A 16175-nucleotide genomic window follows, 5' to 3' on the forward strand; every position below is an offset into this window, starting at 1 on the left:
CCCCGCCCGGTTTCGCGGTTGGGTATACTTTTATTCCCGGCCGTGGGGGGGGGGCGCGCCCCCCCCCCCCCCCCCCCCCACCACTGTGCGCTGTGGACTAGGCCGCGATCTTCCGCGCTGCCTTGCGGGCGTGAATCAGCGTACCAATCAGAATGAGCAGCATGCCCGCGACAGCCCAGATCGCCAAGGTCCACCACTGCCCGGACGTAGCCGCCTCGGGGAAGTAGTTGATCGACTTGATGAGGTTCACTAGCGTGCCAGTGGGCATGTGCGAGCCGATAGTGGCCATCGTGCCGGGAAGGAACTCAGAGGGAACCATGACGCCGCCCCAAGGCGTGCCAATCAGCATCACCAAGATGACGCCGAGGCCGGCTCCGGCTTTGCCCAGGAGGGATCCGAATCCGGAAATTGCGCCGGAGATGGCGAGCGCCGCACCCCCGAGCGCGAGGGCGTTCAGCCAGTAGCTGCCGGGAAGCAGATCGAACCACGGGCCGAGCACGGCTGCGCCCACGAGGCCAACGCCGATCGCACCAACCGAGATCGTGATGATGCGGTGCGCGGGGCGCCGAACCATGAAGATCGAGAGCATGCCGCCCATCATGCCGCCGATGAGCGCGGGGAGCATGGAGAGGTTACCGGCGAAGGCGTTTCCGCCACCGACCACATCGGTGACCGTGACGGGGAGCGGACCGTTCTCCTTCATGCCGGCTGCGACCTGGCCAAGCATCTGCGTCACCTGGGCGTTGCCTGCTGACGCGGTCATAAACTCCACGCCGTCAGCGCCGATCGCGATGCCACCGAGCACCTCGCGCTCAGCGATCGCCTGTTCCACCGCCGCGCGGTCGTCGAGTTCGGTGAAGAGGAAGAGATCTTCCTGCTGCGCCGTGAGCGCCTGCTCGATCTGCGCGACCTGAGCTTCGGGGCCTGCGATCGCGAGCGAAATATCTTTCGGGGCCATCTGGCTCATGGGCCAGAGGAACGCGGAAGCAAAGAGTCCGCAGACGACGGCAACAAGGAGACCCGGCATGAGGGCCTTTAACCATTCGGGTCGCGCAGGCTTGCTGCGATTGGGAGCAGCCGCCTTGGGCGTAGTAGATGTTTGCGCCGCTTCGGGATTCTGCACCGGGTTTACGCCAGGCGCTTCGAGGTTGGCTTCAGCCATTTTCTGATTCCTCAACTGTTGTGCGAGTTTTGTGAACTGTTTCACTATAAACTCAACAGCCGTTGAATTCAACATACGTTGAATTCGTTTTGACCGGCGATAGACTGAGGTCATGACCGAGACCTCGCCCGAGCAGCCAGCGAAGCGCCCCAGCGGCCGCCGCACCGGAAACGCATCGACCCGCGAAGCGCTCCTCAAAGCAGCAGTCGAGACCTTTGCCGAGAACGGCTTCGAGGGCTCAACGCTGCGCGCGATCACTGCAAAAGCGGGCGTAGATGTCGCACTCGTCAGCCACTTTTTCGGAAACAAACAGGGCCTCTTTGACGAGGCCGTACTGCGCCAGAGTGAGCAAAACCTGCAGCGAGTGATCAGCTTCACGCCGGGCGATGAGCCAGCACAACAGCTCCTCGAGATCTACCTCGACATGTGGGAAAACCCCGCAACAGCGCTCACCGTGCGTGCACTGTTCCGGGCGGCCTTCGAATCAGAAGACAACCGCGCCCGACTGCAGGCACTCATCTCAGAGACACTCAAGTCGGGGCTTCAGCTCATGGCAGAGCAGCGTGGGCCAGCCGCACTCGCCCAGCTCGAACAAGACCCCGCACTCGTTTCCGTGCGCACCCAGCTGCTCGGCGCACACCTGCTGGGAATCGGCATCAGCCGCTACATCATGCAGATCTCGCCGCTCGCCGACCTCTCCCGCGAAGAACTCCTCGCGCAGCTGGTTCCTGTCATTGAGGCGTACTTACCGTAACCACGCGGAGGCGGGCTGGTCGGGCGCCGCGATGTGTCGAGTGAACCCCGCGAGATGGGCCTGTTCTGTCGAAAACACCAGTTTCTTCGCACAGAAAGGGGCCACCTCGAGAGAAAGGGCCAGTTTCGCGGAGTTGACGCGCGAAAGCCCGAGGGAAGGCAAAGCGAAAGCCCCCGACTCAAGTAGTCAGACTACGAGTCGGGGGCTTTCACTGGCGGAGGGTATCGGTTTTCGACCGAAGCCCCATACTTCCCTTTATTCACATCGAAAAATAGTTTCAATGCCTCAGGCAAAGCGTAAAAGTATAGTTGGAAGTATAGTTAGGAACTTTCGTCTACCGCTCTCCTCGACCGTCTTATCGCCGTCGTTTACGCGGCTCAAGTTCAGCCAAGAATCCGCCCGTTAGTTGGGAATATTGGTGGAACAGCTCTTCAAGCACCCGTTCATCAGTGGCATTGGCTCGGAGACCGAGAGCATTCAGAGTTGCTTTATCAAGACGGGCATGTGCTTTACGGAGCTTCGTCGGCATCGAGAGCCTGTCATACAGGTCACCGAGCGAAGCTTCTGGGAACTCCGCACGAGCCTCAATGACAGCCTCAGCACTAGCGGCGATTTCCTCTTTCGCCGCGTCGTCAGCCTGGGGGAATGGGAAGTTATTGTAAGTAATCGTGTTCGAGATTCTCGGGTCTGACTTAATCCGTCCCGAGACGGCATGCGTCCACACGTTGAATGGCCGGGACATCAGCCAACCGAAGGTAAGCATCGAACCGTCAGGTATGACGGAGAGTGCGTTATTGATGATGACTTCAGCGGGCATTAGACCCATCGGAATATAGTCACGGTTCTCTGAAGTGTGGAGCGGGACCGCTATGTAGTCACTTTCAGGCTGTCGAATTTCTTGAAACTCGGAGGCCCGTTTGGCATCTTCAACCGTTTTTGCTTTGGATGAGTCTAGACGCATCTCCCGCACCGCTGTGATGCGTTCCCGCAAGACCGTTGAGTTCTTTAAGTCAGAAGGGCTCGCCTCCACAAGCCACAAGCAATATCGTTCTGTTCCTTCTATCAGTTCCTTCGCCCCGATTATTCTGCGGAGGTATTTCGCGGCGATGAAATCACTTTCGCGAATGCTTTCAGCATCTGTGATGGAAATGTTTGAGAGATGCTTGCCGTCGGTGGGTTTACTCCCGTAATCCATTTCTTGAATCTGAGGGTTCAACGGTTTCCTTCGCACACTAATGAGCACGTTCTCTGCGTTGAGTAGATACGCGTTGATATTTTTTACGGTTTCAAGTTCTGGCTCAGATTTTGGTGTTTCGTATGTCCATAGCTGTCGTGATGCGGATTTTGGGAGTGATGAGAATCCGATGATGACTGCGTGAACTGATGCGACCTTGCCGCCTTCGTTCCACCATGCGAACGACCGGTGGGCGAAGTCAATTCCGAGGCCCATTTTGTAGAGCTCGCCCCAAAGAATGGGTGGCTGTTGGCCTTGGGTGATTGAGTTCGTCGACACAAAGGCAGCTCGTGCCTTTATGTTGCGGATGTATTTTCCGGCGAGATAGAACCAAGATGCCACATAGTCGAGATTTCCAAGGCCTTTTACGTTGCCCCACACGAGCTTCTGGTCGACACTCTGTTCAGCGTTTAAGTCTGTTGCTGCCACAAATGGGGGGTTTCCCATGATGATGGTGTTGTCATCAATTGGGCATACTTCGTCCCATGCCGTTCGTAGGCTGTTGCCACAAACAATATTGGCACTCTCTTTAAGTGGAAAACGGTTGATTGGTTCGCCTATTACCTCTGCGAGGGCGAGGTTTGCTTGACGGTCTGCGAGGAACATCGCGACTGTTGCGATTTGCGAGGACCACTCTTCGTATTCGATTCCGTGAAACTGTGTGAGTTTGACGCGAACGCCATACTCTGCCGTTCCCGCGAGTCCGACGTTTCCTTGACCGCCACGAATTTCCTGAATTCGTGCCACCATTTTCAACTCAAGTTCGCGGAGTCTCTTATAGGTAACAATGAGGAAGTTGCCTGAGCCACATGCTGGGTCAAGATAGTTCTTCTGGCCGAGTTCTGTTCGGAGTGCTTCGAGTTTCTTCGGGTCGTCCCATGCTTTCCGCATGCGTGATGTGTAGTCGTCAAGGAAGAGTGGGCGAATAACCTTCAGAATGTTTGCTTCTGAAGTGTAGTGTTCGCCAAGTGCGTGACGATCTTCTTTGCTCTTGACGGTTTGGAACATCGCCCCGAAAATAGCGGGTGAGATGGTTGACCAATCGTATCGGCACGCGTCGAGGAGAGCTTCACGCATTTCTCGGTTGAAGTAGAAGGTTTTGAGTCGCTCATGGAAAAGCCCGCCGTTAACCCATGGGAATAGCGATATTCGCTGAGGGAGAGAAGGTGGCCGCTGTGAGGTTTCGCTGTCGAGCGTCTCGAATAGTTCCTGTAGCCAAGGTCCGAGGTCTGAGCCGTCTTCTCTGCTGTCTTCGACAATTTCCTCAAAAGCTCTCGGTTTGTGCCACATTTGGGTATCATCGCCGAATAAGAGGAAGAGGATGCGAACGAGGAATACCGAAAGCTGGTGACCTTCGTGTCCTTCTTTCTCAAATGCCGCGTATAAGTTCGCCATTTTCTGGACTGCGTGCTTGTCAGCTTGAGTTTCGTTAATCGCGGCACGGTGCGAGTAGTCACGGAACACGGCATTGACGCGATCCAAGTTTTTCGTCAAGTCACCGATGGGGAACTCAACTGTTTCATCGAGGAGAATGTTGACGATTCGGATTCGAGCGAAGTCTGAAACGATAACGTAAGGGCTTCTTAGTTTGGCGTCGAGAAGCATCATGTAGCCACGTGCTTGCTTTTCGGCCGCGTCTAAGCTTTTACCTGCTGACTTGTGCTCGATGAGGGCAACACCACCCCATAACACGTCAATGAACTGGACCGATTGAGTCGCATGATTCTTCACGGCATGCTCAAATTCGATGCCTGCGTTCATAAGATCACTGACTCCAACTACCTTATGGAAAAAGTCAGACCAAAAAGACTGTGCTTGTTGTTTCTCTTGGGTAATGGCTGCCCATTTGTCAGAGAAATGCTTCGCTGCGAGCCTCTGCTCGGCTATATCCAAACCCATAGCCCGAGCATATCGAGCAAATTCAGGCGAAGCACCCAAGAGATCAGTTACGACTATTCGGCTACGCACCCGTTGTTTACCCCCACAGGAACGAAATATCCTCTCTACCGAGGCAGCGATTCGTTACCAAAAGGTGCTTTCTATGCGATCCCCTAGAGAAGTCCATTTGGGATACATTTGTCATCTAATGGTGGTATCTCTCAGACAAAGGACATCATGAAGACAAGAAAAGGCCTTTTGCTCACCCTCGGAGGAATTTCCCTTACAGCGGCATTGACGTTGAGTGGATGCGGTGCCGTTGAGGGAGCACTTGAAGCCATTCAGGGAGACCAAGTCGAGGGGGCACTCAGCACAGAAGCACCTGAGCCTGTCTGGAGAGCGGAAATTCAACATGCCACGCCTCAGGTCGCAATTTCCCAAAACGCCAACGTGGCAGTGACCTACTTCATTAAGGACGAAGCACTCATGCTTGGCGGCTTCGACCTGAAAGATGGAAGCGAGCTATGGGCTTACCCGGCGAACACCGGGTCACAAACTAATAGCTATCCGCTCAAGATTCGGACGCTCGTGGACAATGGAGAATCTTTTGTTCTGAACATACTTGATCCCGTCGACGGTCCTGCTGACGATTCTGGCCGTTTCGACCGGTCGCACCCATTACAGATAATTAACATCGCCTCCGGCGAAGTCGCAGCCACGACCGAACCGGAGTATTGGGTAGGGACCTGGGCGACAGTTTGCCTCGACGAGAAGAAGGCTTGCGTTCCGGCAAGGAACGGTGATGTTGTCTCGACGCTCAGCGTCTCCTCACGGGGAGAGGTGTCTGTAGACGAAGCTGTGTCGGTGTTCCCGGGCTATGCCTTTATTGACCGCGTTGATGACGACGGAACGTTCATCGGCGAGACGAAGGAGGGCGTCCCAACTTTTGGTCTCTTCCGGGACAACGAGATCAAGTGGAGCAGGCCAATATCAGATCTCGGGGTTTCCGATCTGCGGCGATCAGACAGCCGTGTCGGGTATGAAGATCTCAACATTGTGACAAGCTTTTTCAATAAGGATGGAACAGAAGTAGTCGGCCAAGGGGAATCCGATGTGCTCACCATTGCTAGCCGCATGATTGACGTAGCTCCGATGAAGGACAGCGTCGGACACTTCTCGACGCTTGCTCTTGACACTAAGACAGGTGAGACTCTCTGGGAAGCCGAAGGAACTCCCTGCTTAAACGGCGTCGCTGTCATGTGTAGCGGCGAATCCACTATTCAGGAGAAGCAGGGTCGTTGGGATTACCTTCCTTCCACCCAAGCCGTATGGCGATTCGAGCCTATGACCGGAAAGAAAATCTGGGAAACGGAGGTTGAAAAGCTGACCCTTCTTGACAACGAAGGGTGGGAAGTCCCTCGCGGAAGCTCCATACAGGTCATCGCTGTCGGTAATGATCATAAGCTCATCGATCTGGAGGACGGCACCCTTTCAGCACCGACCGCCGAACAAGTGTTCCGCTGTGAAGTCTCGGGGCCGGACTATAAAGCTTACGAACGCTCAATTCCCGCGGAAGGAAAGATTACTTGGACGGGTAACAAAAGCACAGTGGGATGTGGTGTAGAAAGCAACGATATCCCCGTTAGTGGATTCTCGAAAGCGGTCGCTGTCACAGGTTCGCCACGTCCCTTTGATGCTTCTGAAGATTGGGATGTTTGGGATAAGCAGGTTCGAGTAGTTTCCACCATGGATGGACTTGTCGCTTACGAGTTCTGACACGGGAACTCACGAGCCACGTTTTCACGACGGTTCAGCGGTTCACAGTCTAGGGCCGGTCACCTTCAGTTGTTTGAGGTGACCGGCCCTTTGGCTGTCCGTAGTTCTTGAGGCTGAGATTGTCAGATGTTTTTCTTCAGACTGACGACAATTCCTCTGTCGCACGAATAGCTCTTACCTGATACTTACCCACACACGGGGCATGTGTTCACGCCTGAGATCCGTGTTCTTTTTCTGTTGAAGAACTGAACCTTCCGGGACATGGCTCGGCTACTTTCGCAGCCCAAAAATCGGTGATGATCAAGACGTCATTGTCGGTGTATTCCGCCTCGCTCTGATCAAGAAGCTCTTTAATACCCTCGGATAGCTCGCTTACCTCGTCGGAACACCTTTCACACACAGCCCCGCCGTGGGAAGGCGGTTCTTCTTCAGCCTCGAAGAATGCCATATACAGGTCATCCATCCGTGTGTCGATGAAGTCTTGTGCCTTTTCACACAGGAACGCGTCAATAAGACCCCCGGAGAGGCTGTCCGTGCGAGCGGCCGCGATGAGTTCATTCAATTCGGTCATACGGATAATCGTCCGGGTTTCAGACAATCCACGTCAAGGCAACCGTCAAGCCAAATATTCAGCCTGACCAAACGCTTCAATTTCGGTCCGGTCGTAACCCCTGAGGATGCTCAATGATTGGTGCTGAGAAACGCGAGCAATACGTTCGGCGGGAATGCTCTTTTGTGAGCTGAGCGTAATAAAGGTTGACCGAAGCGAGTGCGAAGAGAAGGCTTCCGAGCCGGTGCGTGAAACAATTTGTGCGGAGACAAGGGTGTCTCTCAGTAGCTTGGTGATGGATACGGCAGGGTGTTTCATCTCGGTGTGCTTGACCTGTTCGCCCCTCATGACCGGGAAGAGCGGGAACTCAGGGTTCGCCTCACGAGTGATGCCTTGAGCTTCAAGAACGCTCAACCACGCGTCAAGAGCCTTCACGGGGCAGATTCGAGAAGAAGGTGCGGCTTTTACCGGAATATCAACCCCGTTCGCCGTTTGGTCGGTTTTTGAGAAACGGACCCGGAGAAGCAAACCGTCATAAGTGCGGGTTCGATTTACGTCCTTAAGCTTCAGCTCACTGATGGAACTGGCTCGTAATGCGGCGGCAATGCCAACGGCAATGAGTGCTCGGTCGCGAACAGCCCGTGGACGCGAGTCGTCTCTCAAGTGAGCGTGAACCTGATGGAGCTGTTCAACCGTGAAGGCGTGAGCTTTATGCGGGGTCTCTTCACGTGCGTGACGACGAGTAAGGCCCGCCAAGAACTGAGAGACAAGCTCACCGTTAAGAAGCCCGAGAGCAAGCGGCGAGCGGCGAGAAGCATCGAATTTTAGTGCCGAGACAGTCTTGTTGATCGTTGAGAGAGTGACCCTCTCATCCTTTCGTTCTTGAAGGTAGCTCAACAGCTGTTGTGTGAAGAGTGAAGCATCAAGCTGACCCTCTTCGCCTTCAGGGTAGAGTGCCCACCCTTTTTCACTGAACCGAGACTGAAGGGTTGTTAAGGCTTGGGTATAAGCGAGCTGAGTAGAAGGAGCGACGCTCGCATCAAGAGTGCGAAGAACTTCTGACAAGTTGTTGATGGGTGCGACTTCAGTGTTCACGGTGGACCCCTTTCGATGATGATTTCATCTTCCCTTGGACCACCGACAAAACTTAAAGAATGAAACTTAAAGAAGGACAGTTCTTTAAGTTTGTGCCGTCGCTCAGCTCACGGAAGAGCGTTGCGGGTCAGCATGTGTTCAGGGGGAGGTGTTGAACGTTCAAGCTTGAAAACAGTTCGCTCAGGTGAACGGCGGGGCTTGAACTCGTCGCGGCTTCCTGAAGAAGAAACATCAGCTCGGGCGTCGTCTTCTTCACTTCAAGCCATTCCTTAGGGTCAACCACCGCTAATGGCTCTACGGAAACAGCTCGCCTACTCGCTTTCTTAGAAGCCCGAAATTCCTTCACGCGGTATCGCTGTAGAAGGCTCGGCGTTACGCGGTAGAGATGGATACCCGAGAAGAGAGCTTCGAGGTTTTTCCACAGGGAAACAGCCCCAACCGGAACCGGAAGCCCTTGAGCATGAGCTTTTGCGGCGTCAATAAGTGGGGCGAAGAGGCTTCTACCCTGAGTTCTCTCGGACCCGTCATTTGTTTTCTCAGACAAGCTTCCTTTGGGGAGGTAAGAGCTGAGGCGGGTGGCTGCGTTTTCGGAAGGAACTACGGAGACAAGCTGTTGGTGCTTGAGCCGCGAAGTGAACCCATGCTTCGCCAACACCCTACTCCACCGGCCATGAAGGGAGTCCTTTAAGGCTGTCACTCGCGGGTCAGCGTCAGGTATTACTTCTTCAGTGAAGAGAAGGAAATGAGCATGAAGGTTAGCTCTTATTTTCTTCCAACCAAGTTTTGGGTGGGGGTAAAGCGTCACCTCAAGACTTGAGACACGACCAAGAACACCAAGCTTTGAGGCTTCACGAACCCATACATTTCCCACGAATGTTCGCATCAAGGCTTCGCGAACGGCTTTCAGCTGTGTGGAGAGGGTCCAATCCTCCCAAGTGTTAGCTTCTACCTCGTGAGTATATTTCTCTTGGAGCTGAGCAATCAGATGCCGCCGTTCTTGATTTGACGCAAGTGGCATATTTTTTATCTCTTGATACTCCGGGAGAGAGCGGACCGCGATAGCAGAATTTGAGAACCCACGCGGCGAAGAGATGAAATCACTCTTTAGAGTAAGAGTTCCAAATAGAAGGCCACCGCCCGTCTCAAAGTGTTGAGTCAGCATGTGCTTCAACTCTTCAGAGTTTTGAGCTGAAGCGGAAGCGACACCTTTTGGGCAAGTAGTAGGAGAACACTTCTGAGTTCTCGACGCGGCAATAAATGAGGCTCTTGGAGTCGTGATTTTTTTAATCACTTGACCTCCGCTCTGTTGCCCCATCACCGGAGCTGAACCACAATATCTCCCCCCAACCGTTCCTGCTTTCAGGTTGAAGAATTGGTGTAGCTCTTCACGGGAGAGGCTCACTTCCTCCAATGATGATGCGGATGATGCGTTGTGCTCTGAGGCGTTGAGGGTGGACAAATGGACAGCTTTCTTCGGTATTTAGGGTGAGTTCTCCAATCAGGTCAGGAGCGGACAGAGGGAGGTGGTGGGCGTTATAAGGTCAAGTGACAGTTATTCAGTCGGAATTCCCTTGTTACGGCGGCGGGTGCGAATCTCGCTTTCACTGAACCACGTCTCAGTAACAACTTTCAGCGTTCGCGAACCTTCCATAATGGTGATTTCCGGAAGGTCCGAGAGAGTTTCACGAACGTGTGCGAGAGCTTCAGCAATCTCTTCCAAAGTCACTGAGCGAGGAGAATTCGGCTGTGACGGGGCGGTCAGTAGAGCGTCAGCGAACCGGAGATATGCGACAGGTTTTCCGGAGTTCCTGAATGACTCAGACGAGCGGACGGCGGTTTCGCTGTTATACCAAGTGCGGACACCACTCAGGATGAAACCGCGTTCAGCGAAGAACGCTTCAACCTCGGTTTTTATGCGTCGGATGTTGATGATGACCTTCGGGGGTGTAGACGAAGTGATGAGCGAATTATCGCTTGTGAGTGTGGGATTGGGCATGGGAGTATTCCTTTCTTATAGAGACCTCGAAGTGAGGTCGTCACCTTCTAATATCGGCAGCTGAAGTCGAAGCATGTGGGCTGTATTAGTCGTCACGCGACACCGCCCTGAGCACTGAAACTTCAGGTGAGTGTGAACTGCCGCAGGAAGCTTGGTCACTCGCCCAAACGGTTACAGGAGAGCTATTAATGGTGTCCTGTTGTTGAACCCGGAAGTCGCCGGTGAAGCGGTTCTTAGCGGTGAAACTGAAAGGGTGACCGGGGTCACTCGCCCAATGGAAACGAAGAGTGGACGGCTTCTTCGCTTCCCATTTGTCCCATTTCCATGAGGCGTCAAAAAACTGATTCTTCGAGTTCGGGTCACGGTTCTGTGGGTTCAGGGGCGTTGCCCCGTCAGTGAGCGAGACTCGCACTTCCTCGCCACGGACAGCTTTGACAGCTTCACCGGTGATTTTTAGGGCCGGAAAAACAACCGTTACAGGGTCACCGTTCCGCATGACCGTCAACGGGCCACTTTGTCCCGCCACCTTGATTTTCCCTTCGACTCCGCATTCCCACAGTGAGGAAACACAGTCAGCCGGACGGAATTTCGCACCCGCTCGTAAACCCTCTTTTAGGGGCGGTATTGAGTCACACGCGTAGGTGTATGGAGTCAGGATGGTGTCATAGCCCGACTGTCCGCAGTCCCACCGTGGAGTGTGCTCAACCCAAGACGGGTAACCCCATTTTTCACAGCCCCGGTAGTCGAGTCGCCATTGAAGGGAGTAATAGCCGTAGAGGGGGTCGCCGCTTGGTTTTGTGCCTGTGCGAGCGGTAAAGCTTGGTGTCCATGACCCCGCCCATTTTTCAGGAGAAGAGAGGTTGACACCTCGCGACACATACCCTGTTGTCGAGGTGACGGTTCCTTCACCAAGTGTTTGAGCGGTGACTGTAGAGAGGGAATGTCGGAAGTCGCCTTGACCACCGGTATAGATTTTCGCGACTGATTTTCGCGACTCGACTACCGGGTCGCTCGGGTAAACGCATCGCTCCCCAATCAGCTTTATGGTGGGGTTTCCAAGGCTGTTCCACCCATTTTTATATATCTGAACCCAACCGACAGGGGAACGGTCGGGAAGGGGTGGGCAGATGTTCTTCCATGGAACTTTCCCGCAGCTTGTCGCCGTTGTGGGGAAACTGATGCTTGAAGTGTTTCCGTAGAAGCCACAGGGAACAAATTGGGTTTCGATTGTAGGGTCCACCACCCCACCGTTACTTGACGGCGGCGACGCTACGATATCTGAACCGTCGGATTCAACGGTTGAATTTGTTGGAGCCGTGGAAGAAACGGAGCAAGACGGAGCGGGTCCACATTCAACCGCGAACGCGGGAGCGGAGATAAACAACAAAGAAGCGAAGACGGTCGTGCTGAGCGACAGGAGGGCGAAGGCGAGGACCCTCTTCAGCGGGGTAGAAGTGAAACAGTATTTGAGCATTGACGGGTGGACATGAGCGAGAGGTTTTTCTCTTAGTTGATGTCGATTCCTTCCTCTTCAAGCATCCGAAGAAGGTCATCTGACGCGGGATAACCGCACGTCAAGAGGACCCATTCCCCGGTGTCGAGCTTTACAGCATCGGTGCTGTTCGCGGGCACAATCGCAGTGTTGATGCTTGTCGCTTGACCCACTTCGGGGTCTTCAGCACAGGTATGTTCAACACCCCCAATCGTGAGAGTTGAGACACCTTCGGGAAGCTCATAACGTTCCTGAATGACGTCTTCTGTAGGAGTCTCTGTGGGAGCAACAGACGATGATGATGCCGGGTCGTCGGAGGTCTTCTCGGCGGGAGAAGACACAGTGCTACAACCCGCGAGCACTAGTGCTGTGAAGACAGTTAGCGTAGCCACGCTGATTGTCTTCGGCGTAGGGAGGTTCATAAAGGTTCCTTCTTTCTTGTATTTCCATAGTGACGCAAACGGGCGACAATTTGGTCGAAACGGCGATTTTGGGGCGTCTCAACTTTGAGTATCGGTAGAAACAGCCCCTCCAACGCCGGGTGGCTTAAAGCTTCACGCCCTCAGGGATAACATATTCAGCTTCATCCGCCGCGTTAGGTGTATACATCGACCGAATCTCTTCGATGAGGTCGTCAGAGGTGTAGAAGAATCGCATCATCGAGAAGGCGTTCGTTTTGGCGTCAAAGCTATATGCGAGACCCGCCGTTTTATAGTTGTTCGCTGAGCTTGGATTTTCAATCGCTTCAGGGTGGACACCTGACGCTGAGAGTTCAGCGGCATCCATACCGAAGAGCGTGGAAGCGTCAGCTTGTTTAGAAAGCCTCAAAGCAGTTTTCGAGAGGAAGTTGTCACGAAGAACCATGGACTCTTTCGTTACTTCCTGTCCATAGGCATACACGAAGATACCTTTGCTTCGGCCCTTGACAAGGATATTACGGAGCAAACGAATCGTCTCTTTGTCAGCTTCCTGAAGCATCGCTAGCACTTCATCAATGACAAGTAGCAGGAGGGGAGCTTGGGTCGAAGGAGTGAAGCTTCGGCCTTTCAGCTTCAAGATACGGTCTTCCATACGGCGTGAGACTTCACGGATGGTTCCCGCAATTTCATTTCCGTCTACAGCGACTCGCCATGAGCGATTTTCCTCTTCAACTTCGGTGAGGAAGAGAGCATCTGAGTAGCGTTCCAACTCGGTGAATTTCGGGTCAACACCATAAATCTCAACGAGGCCCTGAAGAAAGAATGATTCCTCACCCTCAGGAGCGAGCAGGTAGTGGTTCAGGACCGCGTTTACAGCGGAACCCTTACCTGAGCCTGAAGTGCCGACGAACAGGCTCTGTGACAGTGGCATATGGACCACCTCAGCTTCAGCGTTGAGTCCAACAGCGATATTTGCCCAAGACCGGTCTTCCATGGGGTAGTTCTTATAGAATTCCGCAGCGTCTAATGGGGCGGAGAAGAGTGGGTTGTTAGCGGTGCTTGGAGTAATGATGACACGGTGAAGCCCGCCTTCCGAGAAAGACGAATCTTTCCGAATTTCAGCCCACCCGAGTTCGTGTTGAATGTCACTCATGAGTTTCTGTAGTTTTTGTGGGTCAGCGAGAACGCGGAACGTAATCAAGTAACTCTCAATCGACGTGTCTTTTTTCGTGGCATCCACAATGAAGCTCTTCACGACACGGGAGCGGGTTCTCTCGTCAACAGCTTTAGTTTCAGGGTTTGTGAAATCACGCTCAGGAGCATAGAAATCCTTCAAGTGAGAGGAATTTGCGAGAGCGGCAACAATCGCTTTCACTTCCCCGCTGTGCGAGCGTTCCTTGAGCTTGAAGCCAAGGAAGATAGGGAGTGAAACCACACCTATAAGAAGGGTGATTCCGCCCAAGAACCCAAAGAAGCCTGAGTTAATGAGCTTCAGTGAGAAGGGTAAAACAACAGCGAAACCGAGGACGGCTGAAGCTACAACGGGGGCCACCCGAAAGAGCTTCACAATCCCCTTCACGACGTGCTTCAAGAAGAGTATTAATAGCCCGCCTAAGGCGAGAGCGATTGGGATAAATGGCATGATTGACCTTTCTGTAGTGACCGCCGATTTAACGGTCACCCTTAGATATCGGTCGTTTTCCAAGGTGGCGTCCAAATTTGAGACGCCACTCGACTTAACCCTCGCGGCTCTTCAGAGTGGGTGGAGATTTAATAGCGTCGAGGATGCTCTTCACCTGTTCTTGCTCAGACACAGCTGTAGTGACACCGGTGTGAATATCTTCTACGCCCCCGTCGTTGGCCCACCCAAGAAGGGAACTCACGACGAGTAGAAGAGCGGTGGCGGTGATGGTGATTTTGTTAAGAATAATTCGTGCGAACATTGTTTTTCCTTTGGTATTTAAGTCTCGATTTGAGGCTTCTACTTAATAGCTAACGGATGATTTTTTCGCGGCGAACATTTTCTGTCGTTTCTTGGTTTTTGTCTCTCACTGTTTCCGTAGAAACAATGTTGGGCCTACGCCGGTGACTCTCTTACCGGCGTAGGCCCAACAGGTTAGAGAAGCTAGCTAGAACTTTCTTAGCTTCTTCTTCCTCACGACAGGCGGAGGCGAGGGTCGAGCTTCTGATACCTGAGCTTGGGCTTGGATAGTTTTCCGGCGGGCTTCTAAGAACTCTTTCTCAGCATGCTTCTTGGAAGAGGGCGAAGAACGCGTGATGCTAGGAGGCGGAAGTTTCTCATGTTTCCGTGAAGAGGGTGTTTTGTTTACAGTATTGGTGTCGGAGGCGGCAGACTTCCCGGCGACAAGCTCACGCTTCGCAATAGCGAGAATTTTTGCTTCCTTCTCGCCGTATTCTTCCGAAGCTTGTTCACGAAGAAGCTCCATCAACTCGACCCGAGCCTGATTTAACTCGGGCAGTTTCCCGGAGGCTCTGTAAGCCGGGAGAGCCTGTTTCGCTCTCACGAGGCTGTGAAGAATCTTGAACCCCTCAGGTGAGCGAGCCTTCAGAGCTTCCACGTCAGAAACAGTTTCTGTAGCTAGTAAAAGAGCTTCGCTCGGAACCGCTTTCTGTTCTTCTTCAGCTTGTTTTAAGAGAGCTTTAGAGGAGGGGTATCGGGAAATCGCATTTTCAAGGGCTTCAAGCTTTCGCTTCTCTAAGACCGCATGAGCGGTCGTTAGCCGACGAGAGATTTTAGGGGGAAGCTCACCTTCCTCATATGAAGAGGCAAGCTGTTGAGCTGTTTTCAAGGCACCTTCGGCCTTCTTCAGCTCAACTTGAGCGTGAGTGTAACAACGGAGAGCGGGTTTTTTTTGACACATGGTTTTTCCTTCGAGGTAGATGAGCCGGAGATGACTCACCCGTAAATATCGGCATCTCATGGCGGAACGTGTCAGAGCGTCTTTAACGACAATGAAGAGGGATGAGTTCCCAAGCATCGTCAGTGCTGAGGAGCATTGGCTTCTCTTTAGTGGACGGACGAATCTCTTCGCCGTGTGGTGGAACAATCCACCAATAAACCTCTAACCCCGTCATTTTTTTGGTTTCTTTAACCTTCGAGAACAGGCGACGGCGGTCAGCTTGAAGTTGAGGGTTTGAGGGGCCACCCCTAAAAAAGGAAACCGGTTTCACTTGAATGAAGTAGCTCTCTAAACCTTCTACCCAAGAGAGGGCGAAAAGGTCAGCTCCATAGCGAGCGTCGGCTTCAGAAGTAAGAAACTCCACTTCCTCATACCCGCACATGAAAGCGTTAATGAAGGCTCGGATAGCATCTTCGTCTTGATAGCCGGTAAAGGTTCGGTCACAGAGGAAAACAGCGGTGAGGAGGAATGCGGTGGCGAGAGGTGAGTGGCGACCATCAACAGACTCAAGGCCCATCTCAACGAGTCCTTCAGCACAGAATCGCATGTGGTCTTCCTTCGCTTCAAGATAAGCAAAGAGCAAATCATCGGCAGAGAGAGGGAGAGTCTTCTTGAAAAAGTCGCCCATACTTCCGGCACGGTGAGGGGTTTGGTTTCGGAAGTCGGGCCGGGAGTTCCATAAGGTTCTCTCAACATGACGGTATTGAGTCGCGAGTGAACGGCGATATTCAGCGGGGTAAAGCTCGTAGAGACGGCGAATTTGTTCAGTCGTTGGGGTGATAGTCATGGGTGTTGTTTCCTTCACCCTTGAATATCGGCAGTTTTCTCGAAGTGAGACTCAAAATATTTTCAAGCCACAAAAGCTTGGGGAACTGAGTGACCCCTTCCGGGAATACCT

Annotated in this window: 14 protein-coding genes; 2 read left to right on the forward strand and 12 right to left on the reverse strand. The window is 53.2% G+C overall.

Translation table 11 applies throughout. From position 1 onward, the window contains the following. Positions 1–97: 97 nt before the first annotated feature. A complete protein-coding gene (locus ICM05_RS05255) occupies positions 98–1162 on the reverse strand; it encodes an ABC transporter permease (RefSeq protein ID WP_188023540.1) in 1065 nt (354 codons plus the stop codon). Between the two features lie 112 nt (positions 1163–1274). Here ICM05_RS05255 and ICM05_RS05260 point away from each other — a divergent pair, with 112 nt between their 5' ends. After that, positions 1275–1916, forward strand: coding sequence for a TetR/AcrR family transcriptional regulator (locus tag ICM05_RS05260; RefSeq protein WP_188023541.1), 642 nt, complete (start codon positions 1275–1277; stop codon positions 1914–1916). Between the two features lie 355 nt (positions 1917–2271). On the opposite strand, the gene ICM05_RS05265 is transcribed toward ICM05_RS05260, so the two are convergent. Next, positions 2272–5049 (reverse strand): class I SAM-dependent DNA methyltransferase, encoded by a 2778-nt coding sequence (locus ICM05_RS05265; RefSeq protein WP_188023542.1) that lies wholly within the window; start codon positions 5047–5049, stop codon positions 2272–2274. A 177-nt stretch (positions 5050–5226) separates the two neighbouring features. Here ICM05_RS05265 and ICM05_RS05270 point away from each other — a divergent pair, with 177 nt between their 5' ends. Beyond that, a complete protein-coding gene (locus tag ICM05_RS05270) occupies positions 5227–6804 on the forward strand; it encodes a hypothetical protein (protein WP_188023543.1) in 1578 nt (525 codons plus the stop codon). Between the two features lie 208 nt (positions 6805–7012). Here the strand turns inward: ICM05_RS05270 and ICM05_RS05275 are convergent, their stop codons facing one another. The 10 genes from ICM05_RS05275 to ICM05_RS05320 all read right to left on the reverse strand — a co-directional run bounded on the left by ICM05_RS05275 (position 7013) and on the right by ICM05_RS05320 (position 16064). Next, the gene (locus ICM05_RS05275) at positions 7013–7375 is read right to left on the reverse strand and encodes a hypothetical protein (RefSeq protein WP_188023544.1); all 363 of its coding nucleotides are present in this window, start codon (positions 7373–7375) and stop codon (positions 7013–7015) included. A gap of 45 nt (positions 7376–7420) precedes the next feature. Beyond that, the gene (locus ICM05_RS05280; RefSeq protein ID WP_188023545.1) at positions 7421–8449 is read right to left on the reverse strand and encodes a tyrosine-type recombinase/integrase; all 1029 of its coding nucleotides are present in this window, start codon (positions 8447–8449) and stop codon (positions 7421–7423) included. A 127-nt stretch (positions 8450–8576) separates the two neighbouring features. Next, a complete protein-coding gene (locus tag ICM05_RS05285) occupies positions 8577–9908 on the reverse strand; it encodes a hypothetical protein (RefSeq protein ID WP_188023546.1) in 1332 nt (443 codons plus the stop codon). 93 nt (positions 9909–10001) lie between these two features. After that, positions 10002–10445 carry a hypothetical protein gene (locus ICM05_RS05290; protein ID WP_188023547.1) on the reverse strand — a complete coding sequence of 148 codons (444 nt, stop codon included), beginning with the start codon at positions 10443–10445 and terminating at the stop codon, positions 10002–10004. Positions 10446–10530: 85 nt separating this feature from the next. Then, positions 10531–11685, reverse strand: a complete 1155-nt coding sequence (locus ICM05_RS05295; protein WP_188023548.1) for a hypothetical protein — start codon at positions 11683–11685, stop codon at positions 10531–10533. 266 nt (positions 11686–11951) lie between these two features. Further along, the gene (locus tag ICM05_RS05300) at positions 11952–12359 is read right to left on the reverse strand and encodes a hypothetical protein (RefSeq protein WP_188023549.1); all 408 of its coding nucleotides are present in this window, start codon (positions 12357–12359) and stop codon (positions 11952–11954) included. A gap of 124 nt (positions 12360–12483) precedes the next feature. After that, on the reverse strand, positions 12484–13998 hold the full coding sequence (locus ICM05_RS05305) for a hypothetical protein (RefSeq protein WP_188023550.1): 1515 nt from the start codon (positions 13996–13998) through the stop codon (positions 12484–12486). A 94-nt stretch (positions 13999–14092) separates the two neighbouring features. After that, on the reverse strand, positions 14093–14299 hold the full coding sequence (locus ICM05_RS05310) for a hypothetical protein (protein WP_188023551.1): 207 nt from the start codon (positions 14297–14299) through the stop codon (positions 14093–14095). Between the two features lie 186 nt (positions 14300–14485). Further along, positions 14486–15238 (reverse strand): hypothetical protein, encoded by a 753-nt coding sequence (locus tag ICM05_RS05315; protein WP_188023552.1) that lies wholly within the window; start codon positions 15236–15238, stop codon positions 14486–14488. An 82-nt stretch (positions 15239–15320) separates the two neighbouring features. Continuing rightward, complete coding sequence (locus ICM05_RS05320; RefSeq protein WP_188023553.1) at positions 15321–16064, reverse strand: hypothetical protein; 744 nt, start codon at positions 16062–16064, stop codon at positions 15321–15323. Positions 16065–16175: the final 111 nt, after the last annotated feature.

Origin of the sequence: Leucobacter sp. cx-42, assembly GCF_014529985.1 — a bacterium.
Taxonomy (GTDB): Bacteria; Actinomycetota; Actinomycetes; order Actinomycetales; family Microbacteriaceae; genus Leucobacter.

Coding starts and splice junctions, on each gene's coding strand:
- ICM05_RS05310 (WP_188023551.1), bottom strand. CDS start 14,299: ATGTTCGCACGAATTATTCTTAACAAAATCACCATCACCGCCACCGCT.
- ICM05_RS05255 (WP_188023540.1), bottom strand. CDS start 1,162: ATGGCTGAAGCCAACCTCGAAGCGCCTGGCGTAAACCCGGTGCAGAAT.
- ICM05_RS05290 (WP_188023547.1), bottom strand. CDS start 10,445: ATGCCCAATCCCACACTCACAAGCGATAATTCGCTCATCACTTCGTCT.
- ICM05_RS05300 (WP_188023549.1), bottom strand. CDS start 12,359: ATGAACCTCCCTACGCCGAAGACAATCAGCGTGGCTACGCTAACTGTC.
- ICM05_RS05260 (WP_188023541.1), top strand. CDS start 1,275: ATGACCGAGACCTCGCCCGAGCAGCCAGCGAAGCGCCCCAGCGGCCGC.
- ICM05_RS05320 (WP_188023553.1), bottom strand. CDS start 16,064: ATGACTATCACCCCAACGACTGAACAAATTCGCCGTCTCTACGAGCTT.
- ICM05_RS05305 (WP_188023550.1), bottom strand. CDS start 13,998: ATGCCATTTATCCCAATCGCTCTCGCCTTAGGCGGGCTATTAATACTC.
- ICM05_RS05275 (WP_188023544.1), bottom strand. CDS start 7,375: ATGACCGAATTGAATGAACTCATCGCGGCCGCTCGCACGGACAGCCTC.
- ICM05_RS05265 (WP_188023542.1), bottom strand. CDS start 5,049: ATGGGTTTGGATATAGCCGAGCAGAGGCTCGCAGCGAAGCATTTCTCT.
- ICM05_RS05315 (WP_188023552.1), bottom strand. CDS start 15,238: ATGTGTCAAAAAAAACCCGCTCTCCGTTGTTACACTCACGCTCAAGTT.